14 protein-coding genes are annotated in these 17363 nt (G+C 49.5%); 4 read left to right on the top strand and 10 right to left on the bottom strand.

The genetic code is table 11. The features are described 5' to 3' along the window. Nucleotides 1-18: 18 nt before the first annotated feature. The 4 genes from YC6258_RS20505 to YC6258_RS20490 all read right to left on the bottom strand — a co-directional run bounded on the left by YC6258_RS20505 (nucleotide 19) and on the right by YC6258_RS20490 (nucleotide 4279). Nucleotides 19-1614 carry a hypothetical protein gene (locus tag YC6258_RS20505; protein ID WP_044618578.1) on the bottom strand — a complete coding sequence of 532 codons (1596 nt, stop codon included), beginning with the start codon at nucleotides 1612-1614 and terminating at the stop codon, nucleotides 19-21. Between the two features lie 331 nt (nucleotides 1615-1945). Next, entirely contained in the window at nucleotides 1946-2848 is a 903-nt protein-coding gene (locus YC6258_RS20500) for a DNA-3-methyladenine glycosylase 2 (protein WP_044618577.1), read from the bottom strand. Further along, a complete protein-coding gene (locus tag YC6258_RS20495) occupies nucleotides 2838-3533 on the bottom strand; it encodes a 2OG-Fe(II) oxygenase (protein ID WP_044618576.1) in 696 nt (231 codons plus the stop codon). Before YC6258_RS20495 ends, YC6258_RS20500 begins: the two co-directional genes overlap by 11 nt. Further along, complete coding sequence (locus YC6258_RS20490; RefSeq protein ID WP_044618575.1) at nucleotides 3530-4279, bottom strand: bifunctional transcriptional activator/DNA repair enzyme AdaA; 750 nt, start codon at nucleotides 4277-4279, stop codon at nucleotides 3530-3532. The genes YC6258_RS20495 and YC6258_RS20490 overlap by 4 nt, the downstream gene beginning before the upstream one ends. Before the next feature lie 220 nt (nucleotides 4280-4499). Here YC6258_RS20490 and YC6258_RS20485 point away from each other — a divergent pair, with 220 nt between their 5' ends. Beyond that, nucleotides 4500-5612: an AAA family ATPase gene (locus YC6258_RS20485; protein WP_044618574.1), complete on the top strand. Its 1113-nt coding sequence runs from the start codon at nucleotides 4500-4502 to the stop codon at nucleotides 5610-5612. A 91-nt stretch (nucleotides 5613-5703) separates the two neighbouring features. Further along, nucleotides 5704-7386: a methyl-accepting chemotaxis protein gene (locus YC6258_RS20480; RefSeq protein WP_052830441.1), complete on the top strand. Its 1683-nt coding sequence runs from the start codon at nucleotides 5704-5706 to the stop codon at nucleotides 7384-7386. On the opposite strand, the gene YC6258_RS20475 is transcribed toward YC6258_RS20480, so the two are convergent. The 6 genes from YC6258_RS20475 to YC6258_RS20450 all read right to left on the bottom strand — a co-directional run bounded on the left by YC6258_RS20475 (nucleotide 7347) and on the right by YC6258_RS20450 (nucleotide 14976). Then, nucleotides 7347-8156: an HvfC/BufC N-terminal domain-containing protein gene (locus YC6258_RS20475; RefSeq protein ID WP_044618573.1), complete on the bottom strand. Its 810-nt coding sequence runs from the start codon at nucleotides 8154-8156 to the stop codon at nucleotides 7347-7349. The two genes, YC6258_RS20480 and YC6258_RS20475, sit on opposite strands and share 40 nt — an antisense overlap. A 4-nt stretch (nucleotides 8157-8160) precedes the next feature. Further along, nucleotides 8161-9006 (bottom strand): MNIO family bufferin maturase, encoded by an 846-nt coding sequence (gene bufB / locus YC6258_RS20470; protein ID WP_044618572.1) that lies wholly within the window; start codon nucleotides 9004-9006, stop codon nucleotides 8161-8163. A gap of 110 nt (nucleotides 9007-9116) precedes the next feature. Further along, the gene (bufA2, locus tag YC6258_RS20465; RefSeq protein WP_044618571.1) at nucleotides 9117-9377 is read right to left on the bottom strand and encodes a BufA2 family periplasmic bufferin-type metallophore; all 261 of its coding nucleotides are present in this window, start codon (nucleotides 9375-9377) and stop codon (nucleotides 9117-9119) included. Between the two features lie 258 nt (nucleotides 9378-9635). Next, nucleotides 9636-11360 carry a BNR repeat-containing protein gene (locus YC6258_RS20460; protein ID WP_052830440.1) on the bottom strand — a complete coding sequence of 575 codons (1725 nt, stop codon included), beginning with the start codon at nucleotides 11358-11360 and terminating at the stop codon, nucleotides 9636-9638. 201 nt (nucleotides 11361-11561) lie between these two features. Continuing rightward, complete coding sequence (gene rhaI, locus YC6258_RS20455) at nucleotides 11562-12857, bottom strand: L-rhamnose catabolism isomerase (protein WP_044618570.1); 1296 nt, start codon at nucleotides 12855-12857, stop codon at nucleotides 11562-11564. A 19-nt stretch (nucleotides 12858-12876) separates the two neighbouring features. Continuing rightward, nucleotides 12877-14976: a bifunctional rhamnulose-1-phosphate aldolase/short-chain dehydrogenase gene (locus tag YC6258_RS20450; RefSeq protein WP_044618569.1), complete on the bottom strand. Its 2100-nt coding sequence runs from the start codon at nucleotides 14974-14976 to the stop codon at nucleotides 12877-12879. A gap of 337 nt (nucleotides 14977-15313) precedes the next feature. On the opposite strand from YC6258_RS20450, the gene YC6258_RS20445 reads away from it, so the two are divergent. Further along, nucleotides 15314-16114 carry a DeoR/GlpR family DNA-binding transcription regulator gene (locus YC6258_RS20445; protein WP_044618568.1) on the top strand — a complete coding sequence of 267 codons (801 nt, stop codon included), beginning with the start codon at nucleotides 15314-15316 and terminating at the stop codon, nucleotides 16112-16114. A 120-nt stretch (nucleotides 16115-16234) separates the two neighbouring features. Then, a complete protein-coding gene (gene rhaS / locus YC6258_RS20440; protein WP_044618567.1) occupies nucleotides 16235-17227 on the top strand; it encodes a rhamnose ABC transporter substrate-binding protein in 993 nt (330 codons plus the stop codon). Nucleotides 17228-17363: the final 136 nt, after the last annotated feature.

Genomic DNA, 17363 nt, shown 5'->3' with positions numbered 1-17363 from the left:
TAAGAGTAATCCGTTATCTCATCGTAGTTTGGGATACTCGCTGGAGGTACCAAAGTCCCAGATGCTGGAACTCCAGCCATGATAGAGTATGGTCATGCAGGTTGGGTCTTCCGGTTGTTGTGGGCATTTGAGTTCGGCGCTGGTGTAGCCATCACCGATTGCGCTGTCACTTTGTCTGGTAGTTTCGGTGTCCCAGTAGTTTTCATATGCACGCATGAAGCCTCTTTCCTCGTCAGGATACCAATCAGTGATTTCTCTGATTTTTACGCTGCCAACGAGCCCTCCGGTATCATTGTTGCCTCTTACCGTTCCAAGTGCGTAATTATTCGCGAACGTATTCTTTTCGCGTTCGCTTGTACCGATATGACCTATCAGGCCACCAACAGATTGGTTCCCAATAACTTTTCCGGTGGCATAGGTATTTTTCTGTTCTATGGTGTCACCCGCGTACAATCCACCAATAAGGCCACCGACTTCATCTACGCCTTCCACCATGCCAGAGGCCCAGCTGGTGCTGATAGACAGTCGGGTAATGTCTTTTTCTCCGGTAATTGCAACTAGTCCTATGAGTCCACCTGCACGATTACCCTTTGCAATAACTCGGGCACTGGAGGAAGAGTTTGTTAGCTGGGCAATATTTCGTGAGACGTATGAATGCAAACTTACTTCTCCAATCAAACCGCCAACATTTTTAACTCCTGTTACACGGCCTTCGACAGTTCCGTAGGTGACTGTAGATATGCCCCCAATATCGGTCACATGGTACCCTATCAAGCCTCCTACATTGGTATCCCCATAGGTGGGACCGGATCTGAAGTTATTTGTTATGACCAGGAATGAAAACTCAGTAAACACCTCTGTGTCGCCGATCAGGCCACCGACAGCAAAACTCCCCTGAACCACACCTGAGGCACTGTTATTAAGAATATAAGTGTTTGCATAACTGGTAGATATTTGACCAATCAGTCCGCCAATATTATTTTTGCCGGAGATGCTAACGTTGCTATGGTTGTTTTTAATGATATTGTCCTTAAGGTCAGTATCGAAAGTGTTCAGGACAATGCACCCAACCAGGCTTCCTGCTCCGGTTCCGGCATAGATTTTAGCTAACGGTCCTGTCAAGGTCAGGTTCTTAATTGCAATTCCCGTCATGGCTCCAAACAAACCAGTACAGGTTTCGTCGGTGCGATGAATATATAAATTTCTGATCTCATGATTATTGCCTTCAAACATTGCCTGAAATGGAAATTGTTCAGTGCCAACCGGTTCCCAGCCACGGCGGTTGTTCCAGAATGGATCATCAAACAGTTTTCCATTGCCATTGGTATCAAAGTCCAGATCATTCACCAGTTCATAGCCAAAACAACCGGATGCGGGACAGCCTTCGCTGTTGCTGTCGCCATACTCATCGGTAAGGCTGGTACCGAAAAGGTTATAGCGCATCTGGTTGAGTTCTTCTAAGGTTTCGATTTCGATCAGACCGTCATTGTCGAGATCCACATCTCCAGAGTTGGCTGCTGAGGCAAACGTGGGTGTGAGAATCAACGACAGTAGTATGCTTGATAGGGGGAGTAGAGCTGTCAGGAGTTGAAGAAACTGCTGAAACACTTTCATGGAAATCTCCTTGGTACGAATACCCTTATTGTTTTCGTGAGTAAGAAAACTTCAAAGACCGCCAAAGAATATGGCAATAGACTGCGAAAACAGGTCCTTTTTCTTGTCAGTTAATGTAGAGCATATAGTGGTATATGTTAAATGCTAAGTTTGCATATTAACATTGATGGCAAAAGGTCTATGGGATGGATTGGTCAGGCCGGTTGTCATCATAAGTATTTGAGCATTGTCGGGCCCGGATCGATGAAAATAGAGGAACTCATATGCCGGTACATAGTATTTATGAGTCCCACAATGTTCTGTTCGTAGAAGGCACAAAAAATTTTATTTTTCAATAACCCGAACTGCTCTGCTGTGCCCATAAATGAGCGGCCATCAGCGCCCGCCAGGGAGAAAACGGTTGCAACCACTGTTCGGTATAACGTGCATCCACAGCTGTCTCCATCTTGAGTAGATATTGCAGGTTTCGACGTACGGCGACATCGCCATGCAGTGATCCATCCAGCCAGTTAAATCCTCTCAGTAATGCATAACTCACGGTCCATGGGCCGATGCCTTTGATACTCAGGAGTTGTTCGTTGAGTTGTTTGGCGGTTTCTGTTGTCAATGTGTTGGGAAGTGTCGGTGTTGCCTGAATCCATTCGTTCAGTCTCATCAATGCCTGAATTTTGGCATTGGAAAAACCACAGCCTTTGATATCTGCCGGATCCATCCGGCTGACACTGTCGGGGTCGGGGAAACAGTATAAGCCGTTGAGGGTGAGCTGACCGGCTGCCTGAATAAACCGGCGACGAATTGAAATGGCCGCTGTCAGGCTGATCTGCTGGCCGATAATTGCCCAAACCAGAGCCTCGTAAGCAGAGGCTGCCTGAGGAATTCTGAGTCCTTTATTCTGACGCAGCAAAGAGCCAACTTGTGGGTGATCGCTGAACATCTGTTCAAACTGCTGGATCGGTTGAGACAGACCCAGCATATGGGCTGCCAGTGCCGATAATGAATTGCTTTGCGGGTCGGGTTCTTTGGCAGCAGTCAGTTGCACGTTGATCTGATCTGCATTGAATCCGATCTCCAGCTGACAGGGAACGCCTGACAGCATAAGTCCTTTGGTCAGGCTATTTGTGCTGACGCGTTCGGCCAGCGCTTGCTGGTCGCGACGATGAAAATCCAGAAAGTCCTGAATCCGAAAATGATCAGGCAGTTCGAGTGTGAGTTGTTGGCGATATTCAGTTGGCATCGTGAAAAATAATTCCCAGCATGTAACGTTGTCCGGAATGAATACGGCTGACGCCATGACGCATCTGCACACGGTGATAACCTCTTGACCCCCGGGCCGGGCGATATTGTACCGGAAATATCACCGCATCCCCCTGAGCCAATGGCACGACTTCAATACGCGATTGCATGCGCGGCCGTTGCTCGGTCAAAGCGAATTCGCCGCCCTGAAAATCAGTACCGGGCTGTGACAGCATGATGGCCATTTGCAGCGGAAATACATGCTCGCCATAAAGGTCCTGATGCAGGCAGTTGTAATCACCGGCCTGATAGCGCAGTAGCAGCGGAGTCGGGCGAACCTGGCCATGTTGATGGCAGCGTTGCAGGAAATCATCAAGCTGCTCTGGAAAATGCCGGTCGAGCTGTAATGCGTCCGCCCAGGCATTGGCAATGGGAGACAAAGCCGCATAACCCCAATAGCGCAACTGATCGATAGGCGCAGGTAGCGGGTAGGCGAAATACTGATATTCGCCAGCCCCAAAATTGTAACGCTGCATCACGATTCGGCTGCGGAATAGCGACGCCTGTCCATAGCTCTGGCTGATGTGCTGGCATTGTTCCGGAGTCAGCACTCTGCTGATTCGGGCGTATCCATATTGCTCCAATGACTGTTGAATCAGTTTGCTGTCCAGAATTGGCAGGGTCATCTTGGCTGCTCCCTGGTCAGCAAAGTCTGCTTGCGCTCAATGCCCCAGCGGTAGCCGGAGAGACTGCCATCACTGCGAACTACCCGGTGGCAGGGAATGGCCACTGCCAGGGCGTTGGTCGCGCAGGCACGCGCCACGGCCCTGGCTGCTTTCGGGGCGTTGATACGGGCGGCGACTTCGGAATAGCTCTGGGTTTGCCCGGCCGGGATGTCTTGCAGCGCCTGCCATACCCGATGTTGAAAAGCCGTGCCGTGCATATCCAGCGGCAGGGTGCAGGGAGCCGTTGGATGCTCAATCAGGTCGATTACCTGGGTGACAATCTGTTCAAGTGTGTGATCGGCCCGAATCAGAGCTGTATCCGGGAAACGGTTGTTAAGGTCTTCTAGCAAAGTTTCGGCATCATCTGCCATCAAAATGGCACGCAGACCTTCTAAACTTTGTGCCACCAGGACCATACCAAGACTACATTGGCCGATGCTGAAACTGAGTCTGGTGGAGTGTCGGGAGGTCGGTTGTTGATTCGGTCGGCAACGCTTACAAGGTCGATAACCTGCTTGCTCAGCTGCTTCCGGGCTGGCATGAAATGCCACATTTTCCGGTTTTGCGCGTCTTGACGGGCAGGAGGGCCGGCAATAGACACCAGTGGTCCTGACGCTGTAGACAAACTGTCCGTCGGCCTGAGGATCTCTGGCCATGACCTGTGCCCAGCGTGGGTCATCGGCTGTCAAACGAGTGTGAGTGTTCATAATCTGCTTTCCAGTTGATGGTGATAAGCCTCAATTTAATGACCTGGACAGAGAAAACACTTCGTATCTTGCGCTTGAATTCAAATAATGAAAGTTGAATTGGTCATGTTCAGTATCGAATTTCGGTAAATAATAAATATTTACTTGCGGTATCTTGGGGATGTCAACATAATGGCATATACCCTAAGTATATGTTTTTTATTTACCGGGAGTAACGATTGTGGAAAATCCCTTTCAGTTTGAAAAACTGCCCTCTCCAGAGAATTTTTTTGGCCGCGAACAGGAAGCAGAAAGGCTTAGGCAGCTCATTCTGGATGGCAAGAATGTGCTGTTGTTTGGTGATCGACGTTACGGCAAGACCAGCCTGATATATCACGTATTCCAGTCTCTGCCGGATACCAAATTGCATGCCTTTGCTGATTTGTTTTCCTGTGTTGAATCCTATGATGTTGCGGTTGCCATGTATAAGGCTGTTTACAAAGCTCTGCCGTTTTCCATTGAGCGCAAAACCAAGGAACTGATGTCGGCATTTAAGCGATTAAGCTTTGAAATGCAGCCAACTGCCAGTGGTTCTCTGAAGTTCTCTCCCAAACCCCTGAGTCGTGATTTTGATGAATTGATAGAAGATGCTTTGTTGGGGGCGGAACGTATCTGTGAGAAGCATAATAAATCCCTGGTCATCGCTTTGGATGAATTTCAACAGGTGGCGGAAATCAAAGACAAACGGATTGACGCCATACTCAGAACCCACCTGCAAAAGCTGAAGTATATTTCGTTTGTCTTCTCCGGCTCGAAAAAAAGCATACTCAGTAACCTGTTTATCAATCGACAAAAGCCTTTGTATGGCATGTCTTCGTCCATCTCGATTGCCGGTATAGAGATGGAGGAATTTAAACAGTATTGCGAGCAGCGCCTTGAGGCTGAGTTTGAGCCGGGGGTGTTTGAGCACTTGTACGAGCGCACTCGTGGTCAGACCAAATTAATTCTGCAAACGGGTTATTGGCTGTATGCCAATCAGCTGGCACTGACGTTTGAGTCAGTCGATCAGGTGATCGATCTGATCATCGCGGAGAAAGATGAAGAGTTCCGATTATTGTTCAGCAGCTATTCTGCCTTACAACGAAAAGTGCTGAAAATGGTCGGAGTGTTCAATGGCAGAAATTTGTTTACTAAAGAAAGTCTGGAACGTTTCGATATTACTAAACAATCTCTTAATCAGGTACTGACAAAACTGATCGATGTTGGCGACTTGCAGAAACAGGAAGATGACACTTATGTTGTGTCTGATGTGCATTTCCATTTATGGATTGTAAAGTCATTAGGTGGAATATAAGGTCTGTTTGATAAAAATGACGGGTTTGGCCGGAAAGCCGAAGATGAAAATTTGGCTACACTGATAGAGTGATCGGCTGGCGGAGGTGGCGGTGAAAATTATAAATAAAAACAATCTCCAGGTCTTTATACCTGCACTTGGAGTGTCTGTTATCTGTGCAGTGGTACTATCGGCGGCTATTTCACCGGGGTGGTTGCTGGCATCTCTGAGTGCATTATGTAGTGTTCTGTTGACTTTTCTGATCAGTTATTTCCGGCTTCTGGCTCCGTTTCAGGACGATGCTGTCCAATATGATCAAATAATGACAAACGGGTCTGACGCTCATAAACACACCACAGAGAACATGCGTTCTCCACAGTTTCGGCACGCGGCGGGGCAGTTGAAAATGTATCACGACATAACCCGCAAAGTGGCTGAAAAAGGTGGTGTGATTGCTATTTCGGCAGCGGAGGTTTCGTTCGCGGCAGATATGCTTTCGAAAAAATTCCATGATGAAGCCAACGATGTCTCGGAGATTGCGGAGAATTCCAAAGATATCGAAGCCACGCTGAATGATATTGTTGAGCGAACCCGCCAGGCCGTTGCCAGTGCGTCAAAGGCAAAAGACGTTAATGAAGCCGGTTATCAGTCGGTACAAAAAATCGTGCCACAGATGCATGCTACCCGGGAGCAGGTTTCACAAAATGCCAATATGATTGTGAATCTGGAGAAAAAAGGCGCGGAGATTTCTCAGGTCACCAATATGATTCGGGAGATTGCCGAACAAACCAATCTGCTGGCGCTGAATGCCGCGATTGAAGCCGCGCGGGCTGGAGAGCAGGGGCGCGGATTTGCCGTTGTGGCGGATGAAGTCAGAAACTTGGCCCATAAAACCAGTAGCGCTACCGCCCAGATCAGCACCACCGTGAATGAAATCAATCAGGCTGTTAAAGACTCAGTGGGTAATACCCATCTGTTAATGAAATCGATTGATGAAAGTGTGAGTATGTCGAATCTCATCGGTGATCAGTTACGGGCAATGGCGCAGTATTCTGATCAGGTGGGCAACGAAATCGAACAGATTGATGGCAGCCTGCAGAGCAACCGCGATAATCTGCACCGGATCATCAGTATTATTCAATCCACCCGCGACCGGCTGGTTCATACAGAGCAGGATATCAGCCGAATTTCCTCACAGGCGCTGTCATTGTCTGATACCTCGGAGGACATATACGGTGCGTTCGCCAAAGTGAATATCGGCTCTATTCATGATGATATCCGGGCAGAAGCGAATGCTACCGCTGTGGCTGTCGGGCATTTGTTTGAACAGGCCATCGCCAGAGGAGACATTAGCGAGCAGGACTTGTTTGACCGTCACTATCAACCGATCAAAAACACCAATCCACAAAAATTCAATACCCGATTTGATGCCTTTACTGATCGTTGTCTGCCAGATATTCAGGAGGCGGTTCTTAAGCGCAATCCGGAAGTATTGTATGCCGGCGCGGTGGATAACAACGGCTATTTTCCAACTCACAACAAGGTGTATTCACAGCCGTTGACGGGGGATTACAAACACGATCTGGTGCATAACCGAACCAAACGTATTTTCGATGATCGCACCGGCTCACGCTGTGGCAGCCATACCCAATCGTTTTTGTTGCAAACCTATAAGCGTGATACCGGTGAAATCATGCATGATTTGTCGGTACCGATTTATGTCAAAGGCCGTCATTGGGGCGGCTTCAGGATAGGCTATAAATCGACAGCGTCAAAATCCCGAGTCGTCAGATGAAGACTTTGCAGCATCTCCGCCTGAATCCATTTCTGCAGCAGGCCAATGGCAACCTGGGCGGTTTGTTCACCATGCTGATCTGACAATAGCTCACACAGCCCGGCAAAGTGATTGCCCTGCTGAACCTGTTGGATCAGTTCTGCTTCCTCAGAACTGACAGACTGATAAGACGTTTGCAGACCAGAGCGCCAGATCAACCAATATTCACTATCGGCCAGGGCCTCAATCTCAGGAGGCGGACTGTCTTCTTTCAGCGCCTGCCACACAGCAACGGTATTGAACCGGTGTTCGCAAAGTCTGAAGGTTGGGACAAATACGAAACGTAAATGCGGCCAATGCTCTGCCGCCACAGTCTGTAAGCTATCCGGCCGCAAAGGAACCGCATCAGCGCCGTCAAACGCTGCCCGCAGATGCCTTTCCCATTCTCCCAGCTCAGCCAGAATAGCGTGTTGCCGATACGGCTCCGCCTGCCCCAGGAAGGCCGGTAACTGCTCTGCGAACCAGCGGATCGATGTGTAGGTGGACGGATATGCCAGGGTGTAGTCTTTGGCCAGTTGATGAAACATATCATCGCCAATCAGGCTGTGTACCGTCGGGTAATCCTGCTGTAACACCTCGTGCAACCGTTGAAAATAAGCATTATGGTAAATGGCCATACGCTGTGCGGCAGTCAGAGTGGCAGTATCCAACACTGCATCAATCGGTGTACTTTGTACCCCACTGATGGCGCTTAGAAAATTCTGCTGCAGAGTGGCGAGTGTCGAAGCCATAAGATCAACCTGCTTTGATGAATGACAGTGAGGCATGTTCGCCGATTTCGCGCAGAGTACTCAGTTCGAACATCAGTTCAGTCAGAGGTGGCATATTATCGTCCCGCTCGATCATTGCAGAGACTTTTCCGAACCGTTGAACGGCCTGATGGTACAGCTGCCAGACAGGATCGCTGACCGGCGCATCGTGGGTATCAATGACATAATCGCCATAGTCGGAATGGCCGGCTACATGAAACTGCGCCACTCTGTCGGTAGGAATACCATTGAGATAAGCCACAGGATCAAAGCCATGGTTACGGGCGCTGACGTAAATGTTGTTCACATCCAGCAGCAACCAGCAATCTGCCTCTTCAGCCACGGTGGACACGAATGACCATTCATCCATATCCGAGGTGTTAAAATTGACATAACTGGATAAATTTTCCAGCAGTATTCTCCGTCCCAGAATATCCTGTACCTGACGAACCCGTTCTGCCACATGACGAACACTTTCTTCATTGTAGGGAATGGGTAACAGATCATGGGAGTTGTGGGCACTGAGTCCGGTCCAGCACAAATGATCAGATACCCATAGCGGATTGACCCGGTCAATCAGTCTCTGCAGTCTGGCCAGGTAATCGTAATTCAGTGGCGAAGTTGAAGCGATGGACAGTGACACACCATGCATCGCAATCGGATACAGTTCGCTGATGCGATCCAGAAAGTGTAATGGTTTGCCGCCTTCCACCATAAAATTTTCGCTGATGATTTCGAACCAGTCCACCGGTGGCCGGGTATCGAGTATCTCGGAGTAATAGTCGGGGCGTAAACCAAGACCATAGCCCGCGAATTCTGGACGTTCATGCATGATGCTGTACTCTCGCCATATTGGTTTTCATGGTATGAAACCGACGCACTCATGCCTTATTAAAGCGGACATGAATGCGTTATCGATATTCCAAATAACAAAAAAGTTCGTTACTTAACCGTTCCGCCAAGGTTTGCACAAAGATCTTTATCCATTTTCAGGAAGCCCTGACCTTTGCAACTGCCCATGCCTTTGCAGTCGTTACTGGCTGTTTTGCAGTCATTATGACCTTTGCAGGTATTTACGCCCCAACACTGTACTTCCGCACTTTTGGCCGAGACCAGACCAGACGTCAGTGCAGTTGTGGTAAACAGAGAAGCAGCAGCGATCGCCAGAGCAGCACCGGTCAGTTTGTTACGAGAATTGTTCATGTTGAAATCCTTAATATGTTAACGATGGAGTCAGTTATTATTTCGTTCCACAGATGTGGCAACACAAACTTTGACTGCGGTGCAATCTTAAAGTTCCCAAAAAATATAATTTTTTTTTCAACCGATATTGGCGGGGCAGTGAAATAGCATTCCGTTTCTGGAAGGATGGAAACAAACGGAGGGCTGACAAGGAAGTTCCCCGGGTACGATGTCTCCGGGGATCTGTAGGTCTTTCTGAAGTGAAGCTGTTTTTCCTATTTATTTATAGTAACAGGACTTCCACTCACCACTGACAGGATCGCCAAAGGCGCTGTTGCTGCAGCTGATACCATCACTGTGCTGACCATAAAAATAGTGGCCATTAGCGCCGTAACGAACTGTACGGATACCCTGAAACTGACAGGTTTGGTTCTCACCGGCACAATAAATCCATGGTAGTGCACTTTCATCCTGGTTTAGCTGGATTTCGCAGGTTTTTTCAACTCCGCGAATCGGATCTCCGAACACACTGTTGTTGCACTCTGTAGCATTCGTAAACGTACCGCTGTTATAGGTTCCATCATAACCATAGCGAACCTCACGGGTACCGCTGAATTCACATTGCTGACCTTCATTGGCACACAGAGACCAACCTTGGAATGGACGGCCATTGAGTTGATATTTGAGAATGGCAATGTCGCCGGATGTCTGTTTGACGGTGCCTTTCTGAGCGTACACGTACAATTCATCCCGACCTTGTTTGAGGCCATAAAAATCGATCAGAGGTTCTGAATGGGTATAGCGGCTGTTGTCATCCAGATTGACGACGGTCCAGTCAGTATAGTGCTTGTTTGCGGAGGCGGAAGCGATCTGAATATTCGGCATGATGGCATAGAGGTTGCCATCCTTATCATACGCAAGCTTGGAGCGGTTATCCCAGATCTTGGTTTTGATGCCGGTGTCCATTTGCGACCACTGACCGCGGGTGTCGCGCCAGTAATGAACCTGTCTGTTGCTACCGTCGATATCTCTGCGGGCTAAAACGTGTACGCGCCCCTGCAGATCCACGACCATGGCTTCCTGGTTGATCAGCCCGGAATTGGTGGGAATGGTCCATATTTTTACATCAGAATCCCGGGTGATAAAAGACTGACCCGTGACCGCTACCAGCCTCCCGGCATTATTACGCCAGGTTCGACCGTAATCATCGCTGTAGGCGTACATGATGTCATGGTTGGAGTTGCCGCCAAAATTTTCCCGCCATACCCAGGCAGCATGCAAACGGTTGTGGGTATCAAACTGAATGCCAAAAAAGTAGGCATTGGCATCACCGCCGTTGTAGCTGTTTTCGATAAACTTGCCGAGTTCTGTCCAATGACCGTCATTGTTATAGCGCCACAACCAGCTTTCACCATTGCCGCTCTGGCCGATGCGACCTTCAAATATCATGGTGCCATCACCGGCGGTGATAAAACGCGGATAAGTTAATGGGTTGATAGTGCCGTTATCCAGGTGACTCTGAACACTGGAAAACAAGGCGTTGTTCCAGCTGTAGCTGTTCGGGTAATTGGCAACACCGGCCACTGACAGACGATAGTGCAGGTTGCTGTCATGATGATCAAAAGACACATGAATACGACCATCCAGGGGCGATATGCCCAGCGAAATGTTGTTGTGATTATCGTTTTCGGTCTGTGTGTAATCACTCAGAGTCAGGCTATCCCAGTTGCCGCCGGGAAGCTGTCGACGCCTGATCACCACCTGGCGGTTGTGGTTGTAATACGCAGCATATTGCCATCCACCGTAACTGATCACGGAATCCTGAGAATAGGACATGCTACTCAGATAACCATCACCATAGCGATCATCCCACCAGGTTGTGGCATCGGTGGTCATGATGGATTCTTCGGTTTTACCAACACTGGGAGCAGACTGTACCGGCATGGTCACCAGGGTCGTTGACAGTGTTATAAACAGGGTTGGAATTGAGACAAATATTTTCATGATATTGATGACTCTGATTGTGGGTTATTGTTGTGCCAGAGATACTGGCATGATTAACGACCCGGTAACGGGTTAATCACAAACAATAAAACTCCTCCAGATCAGTGAGATGTGGTACCGCAGGGAGATATTGTTATTCTTATGTTACTGACAGTATACCGTCTGCCTGTGACCAGCAGGCAGACACGATGAGATTAACGGCTAAATGATCCCGGAACCGGTAGCGTGTTTGTCGGTTGGTCGTTGTCGGGCACATTGCTGTCGGTAGGCACTGGCCCGATAACAGGCAATCGGGTCAATCGCGCCGCCGCTTTGCATACGAGCCATTTGTAAGATCGGTTCGACATCCAGATTATACGCCGCCTTCAGTGTTGCCTGTGCCATAAGAGGATCATTATTGTCCTGGTACTGCGATAAGGCTGTGCGGTCCACCAGCAGTGCCTTGATGTAGGCGCGCTGTACTTCGGCGGCACTGTAGATCAGGCTTTCAATCGGGTCGGTCACATTGTGGGATTGATCGAGCATGTAGAATGGTGAAAATGACGGCATATTGCCTTGAATATCAACCAGTTCATTAAACACCAGAAACAGTTGATAAGGATTAATCGAACCGCTGTCGAGATCATCATCGCCATATTTGCTGTCATTGAAATGAAAACCACCCAGTTTGCCAAACTGCGCCAGACGGGAAACAATCATCTCGATATTAACATTGGGGGCATGATGGCCGAGATCGACAAGACACCGGCAACGTTCACCGGTTTCTTTGGCCGCGAGGTAGCTGCTGCCCCAGTCCTGGATGACAGTGGAATAAAAAGCCGGCTCAAACATTTTGTGTTCCAGCAGCATATTCCAGTCGGATGGCAGCGCCTGATAAATCTGTCCGGCGCTTTCCAGGTAGCGGCCAAAGGCGAGACTGAAATGCTGTTGACCGGGGAAATTGGAACCATCACCAATCCATACCGTTAATGCTTTGGAGCCGAGCTGTCGGCCCAGTTCAATCACTTCGATATTGTGAGCAATCGCCAGTTGCCGCACCTCAGCACGGGTATGCGTCAGGCTGCCGTATTTGTACGACAGACCCTGGTTGGCCTGATCCTGAAAGGTATTGGAATTCATGGCATCGAATCCAAGACCCAGAGCTTCGGCATATTGTTTTAATTCCGTGGGATCGTCAGGTTTATCCCAGGGAATATGCAAAGAAATATTGGGTGTCATACGTCCCAGTTGCTGTATCACCGAACAATCGTCCAGCTTTTCAAAAATATTGCGTGGTTCTCCGATACCGGGAAAGCGGGCAAAGCGAGTGCCGCCTGTGCCCACACCCCAGGACGGCAATGCCACCTGCAGCGTCTGCGCCTGAGCGGTCACTGTTGTAATATCGATATGCTGGCGCTGCAGTTTTTCCGCCAGCGCCTGATAATCCTGTTGTAGCCAGTCCTGGCGACGATGGTTTTCCTGCTGGATGAGATCTGTTGAGATTTTTGTGGTTGTCATCAGTCCTTCCTCCAATCGGTTAGCGGGTAAACGATGGGGCATGACCCGCATCAACGTTCAAAATATTACCAGTGGATTTGGCTGACGCATCTGAGGCGAAAAAGTAAATGGCCTCGGCGATGTCCTCGGGCAACACATTCAACTTCAGCAGACTACGCTGACGATAATGCTCTTCGAGTTCGTCAACAGACATGTTATAGGCACTGGCGCGTTCCTCCCGCCATTTTCCGGTCCATATTTTGGATCCCCGCAAGACTGCGTCCGGGTTTACCACATTGGCGCGGATGCCCAGCGGTGCACCTTCCAGAGCGACACTGCGGGCCAGTTGAATTTCCGCGGCTTTGGCGGTGCAGTAAGCGCTGGCATTGGCCGAAGCCACCAGACCATTTTTGCTTGATACGAAAATAATGTTGCCGGCTATATTCTGTTGCTTCATGACTTTAAAGGTTTCCCTGGTAACCAGAAAGTAGCCAGTCGACAGAATATCCTGATTTCGCTGCCATAGCTCCAGCGTGGTTTCGTCCAGTGGGGCTGAAGAGGCGATGCCCGCATTGGAAACGAGAATGTCCACCCCGCCGAACGTCAGGCAGCAATGTTGCAGTGCGGCTGCCACTTCCTGCTCCTGAGTCACATCCATGGTGAAGCTGCTGATATTGTCTGCGCCGAAAGTGTCGCGAAAGTGAGATTCGGTACGTGCCAGGCCTTCAGCGTCAATGTCCAGCAATAACACGCAGGCACCTTCGCGGATCAACCGTGCGGCCGTCGCCTGACCGATACCACCGGCACCACCGGTTACCACAGCAACTCTGCCAGCAAGGGATTTGGGTTTGGGCTGGCGCTGTAATTTGGCTTCCTCCAGCAGCCAGTATTCAATGTTGAACGCCTGCTGTTCCGGTAACCCCATATAGTCACTCACGCCCGCTGCACCGCGCATAACGTTGATGGCATTCAGATAGAATTCGCCGGCAATGCGGGCGGTAGCCTTATCTTTGGCAAACGACAACATGCCGACTCCTGGCACCAGATAAATGACCGGATTGGAGTCGCGCATGGCCGGGCTGTTTGGGTGCTTACAGCGCTCGTAATAGGCGGCGTAATCCTGATTATAGGCTTGCAGCTGGGCGTCCAGACTGTCTATGACCTGGGCGAGATTGTCCTGTTCTGGGTTGTACTCCAGCACCAGTGGTTTGATTTTGGTTCGCAGGAAGTGATCCGGACAGGAAGTGCCCAGTTCCGCCAGTGATATCAGGGCCTGGGAATTCACAAATTCCAGCACCTCCGGCGCATCATTGAAATGACCGATCTGACGCTGATGATGGCTGGTTTTGCCACGAATAATCGGCATCAGCTGACTGGCAATCTGCTGTCGTTTGGTGGCACTCAGACTCTCGTGGCGCTGGCCGTTGAAGGCTGGTTGATTCTGCAGCTTCTGATCGAGCCATTGCTGCGCCCGGTTGATCATGGCCAGTGATGTTTCATAACAGCTTTTGGCATCGTTCGCCCAAGTGAACAGACCATGGGCCTCCAGCACGACGCCTTTCAGGTGTGGGTTTTCACGGGCAATCTGTTCCAGTTCCAGTCCCAGTTGAAAGCCTGGCCGACGCCAGGGTAACCAGCCGATATCCTGACCAAAAATCACTTCGGTCAGTTCCCGACTGTTTTGGGAGGCTGCAACAGCAATCACCGCATCCGGATGCAAATGGTCCACATGGGTGAACGGCACATAGGCGTGTAATGGTGTATCGATACTGGCTGCCCGGTTGTTCAGGTTGAAGGTGCAATGGGGCAGATAGCCAACCATTTCATCCTCGTACTCTTCGCCCCGGTAAAGTGTTTTCAGGGTGTTGAGTTTGTCCAGGTATAAGGTGGCGAAACCATCCAGCGCCATGCTGCCGATATCCCCGCCGGAGCCTTTAACCCAGAGTACGGTCACGGTTTCACCGCTGAGCGGATCTGATTGCTGGATTTTGGCAGAAGTATTGCCGCCGCCATAGTTGGTTACCCGTTTATCGCTACCCAGCAGGTTTGAACGATATAGCAGCAATTCCGCTTCTGACAGAGAGGCGGCTCTGGTGTCATCCCACAGGTTGGGAATTTGATTGTTATTGTTTGTTGGCATTCGGCACCTCGGTTTGACACAGCCCGCGTCATTTGCAATCCCGCTGACGGACCGTTGTTCATGGTTGCTTCCCTCCAAAGACCGCGTTGTCTGGTTTTCTGGAGTTGAATGGAAATGATCGTTGTTATGTTTATTGTTTCATCAGTCTCGACCTTGACCGGGAATGACGGTTTTGACGCGTGTGTTAGCACAAAACAGCCGTTAGAATAGCCGGGATGATCGATAGTGATTGAAAATTATTGGTTTAATTATTTTTATTGTCAATATCGATCATAACATTGCAAAAAATGCTTGCAAATGAAAGATTGTGAAATATAGTGACGCAAGAGGATGCCTAATGCATGAAGTTGAACGTCATCGAATCATTCTGGCGGAAGTGGAAGAAAAACCGATTGCCACATTAAGTTATCTCGTGGATCTGCTCGGTGCATCGGAAGCGACCATTCGGCGTGATATCAATGATTTACATAAAAAGGGAAAGTTAAAAAAGGTGAGGGGAGGGGCAGAAGCCCTGCATCCACCGACCAATGTCAGTCTGGTTGGAAGGCCATATTCCGTTAACCAGACAATTAATGCCCGAGCCAAACGGCAAATTGCCCAGGCAGCGGTGGAATTGCTGGAGGATGGCATGTCCATTTCCATCAGCGGTGGGACCACCACCTACTTCATGTCAGAGTTCATGCGTACGCGCAAGCTGCAAGTGTTGACCAATTCGTTTGTCATTGCCGAGCAGCTGGTCAAGCGCAGTAAATGTGTGGTGACGCTGCCGGGTGGCAGTATCTACCGGGATCAGAACATCATTTTGAGTCCATTCCCGGATGATATTTCCAGTCGATATTATGCTTCTCTGCTGTTTATTGGCGCTCATGGTGTGGGGCCTCAGGGCGTTATGGAAGCGGATCCTCAAATCGTGCAGGCGGTCATGAAACTGATGGATCAGGCCGAGTGCCGAGTGTTGCTGGTGGATAGCAGTAAATTTCAAAACCGCAGTAATCTGCTGGTATGTCCACTGAGCAAAATTGATATCGTCATTACTGATGATGGTATCGATGCGAAAAGCCGAAAAATGATCGAGGCGGCGGGAAGCCAGCTGGTGATCGCAAAAAATGATGTTGATAGTGTTGAGCCCGCTGGTTAAGCAATGCCGGTCGTCGTGGGTGCAACGCCTGGCCGGCCGGGGGCAACCGTAACCTGCTGATAAAACCAGGAATTTTTTATTGGCAGGCTAATAAAACAAAAATAAAAATCGGAGAGTACAATGCGAATTAACCTGTTGTCAGTCCTGCTGACGGTTCTGTCTTTGCTGCTGGTAAACCCGGCACATGCCGAAAATGTCCGTATTGCCCTGGTGGTCAAAGCTCTGGGGATCGGCTTCTTTGAAGCTGCTAATAAAGGAGCTCAGGAAGCTGCCAAAGAACTTGGCGATGTAGAAGTGATTTATACCGGCCCGACATCCACGACGGCCGAAGGCCAGATTGAAGTGATCAGTTCTCTGATTGCCCAGAAAGTCGATGCCATTGCGGTATCAGCCAATGATCAGGATGCATTGGTCCCCATTCTTCAGCGGGCACAGAAACGCGGGATTAAAGTCATTTCCTGGGATTCAGGTGTGGCTCCGGCCGGTCGTTCAATTCATCTTAACCCCTCCAGCAATGAACTCATCGGCCGTATGAATGTTAAGCTGGCTGCCGATGCGTTAAAAGCCAAAGGCGAAAGCAAGGGCGAGTGGGCCATTCTCAGCGCCTCGCCGACGGCGACCAATCAGAATATCTGGATTGAGGAAATGAAAAAAGCTGCGCCGGAATTTCCACAATTGACGCTGGTGGATACGGTTTATGGTGATGACCTGGCCGATAAAAGTTATCGTGAGGCGGTGGCTTTGATCCGTAATCATCCGGATCTGGATGTGATTGTCGCGCCAACGACCGTTGGTATTCTGGCTGCGGCTCAGGCGGTCAGTGATCAGAATCTGATTGGCAAAGTCTATGTCACCGGTTTAGGACTGCCATCAGAACTGGCCGGGCACGTTGAATCTGGTGCCATTCACAGTTTCGCCATCTGGAATCCGATCGATCTTGGTTATTCTGCTACCTATATCGCCTACAATCTGGTCAAGGGTAAGGCGACTAAAAGCGAAGTGGGTATGGGACGCATGGGTACTGCCAAACTGGACAAAGATGGCAACGCTGCCATGTCAGACCCTTTTGTATATGACGTGACTAATGTGAAGGAATTTGCGTCGATTTTTTGATCCGGTATTTTGAAGGCTGCTGTGTTGGAGCAGCAGTCTTCTGTCACGATGTTGTGATCATAACAACGACTCGAAAGCGGGCGGGTCAGAGCGATGGCTCCGATTCACAAACCAACAACAATAAAAACAACAACTT

This window comes from Gynuella sunshinyii YC6258 (assembly GCF_000940805.1).
In the GTDB taxonomy this organism is placed as follows: Bacteria; Pseudomonadota; Gammaproteobacteria; order Pseudomonadales; family Natronospirillaceae; genus Gynuella; species Gynuella sunshinyii.
The sequence above is the reverse complement of the archived record's forward strand: the minus strand, read 5'-3'. Positions and strand labels throughout refer to the sequence as shown.

Excerpts from the sequence above, each read along its gene's own strand:
- YC6258_RS20505 (WP_044618578.1), bottom strand. The coding sequence starts at position 1,614 with ATGAAAGTGTTTCAGCAGTTTCTTCAACTCCTGACAGCTCTACTCCCC.
- YC6258_RS20500 (WP_044618577.1), bottom strand. The coding sequence starts at position 2,848 with ATGCCAACTGAATATCGCCAACAACTCACACTCGAACTGCCTGATCAT.
- YC6258_RS20495 (WP_044618576.1), bottom strand. The coding sequence starts at position 3,533 with ATGACCCTGCCAATTCTGGACAGCAAACTGATTCAACAGTCATTGGAG.
- YC6258_RS20490 (WP_044618575.1), bottom strand. The coding sequence starts at position 4,279 with ATGAACACTCACACTCGTTTGACAGCCGATGACCCACGCTGGGCACAG.
- YC6258_RS20475 (WP_044618573.1), bottom strand. The coding sequence starts at position 8,156 with ATGGCTTCGACACTCGCCACTCTGCAGCAGAATTTTCTAAGCGCCATC.
- bufB (WP_044618572.1), bottom strand. The coding sequence starts at position 9,006 with ATGCATGAACGTCCAGAATTCGCGGGCTATGGTCTTGGTTTACGCCCC.
- bufA2 (WP_044618571.1), bottom strand. The coding sequence starts at position 9,377 with ATGAACAATTCTCGTAACAAACTGACCGGTGCTGCTCTGGCGATCGCT.
- YC6258_RS20460 (WP_052830440.1), bottom strand. The coding sequence starts at position 11,360 with ATGAAAATATTTGTCTCAATTCCAACCCTGTTTATAACACTGTCAACG.
- rhaI (WP_044618570.1), bottom strand. The coding sequence starts at position 12,857 with ATGACAACCACAAAAATCTCAACAGATCTCATCCAGCAGGAAAACCAT.
- YC6258_RS20450 (WP_044618569.1), bottom strand. The coding sequence starts at position 14,976 with ATGCCAACAAACAATAACAATCAAATTCCCAACCTGTGGGATGACACC.
- YC6258_RS20445 (WP_044618568.1), top strand. The coding sequence starts at position 15,314 with ATGCATGAAGTTGAACGTCATCGAATCATTCTGGCGGAAGTGGAAGAA.
- rhaS (WP_044618567.1), top strand. The coding sequence starts at position 16,235 with ATGCGAATTAACCTGTTGTCAGTCCTGCTGACGGTTCTGTCTTTGCTG.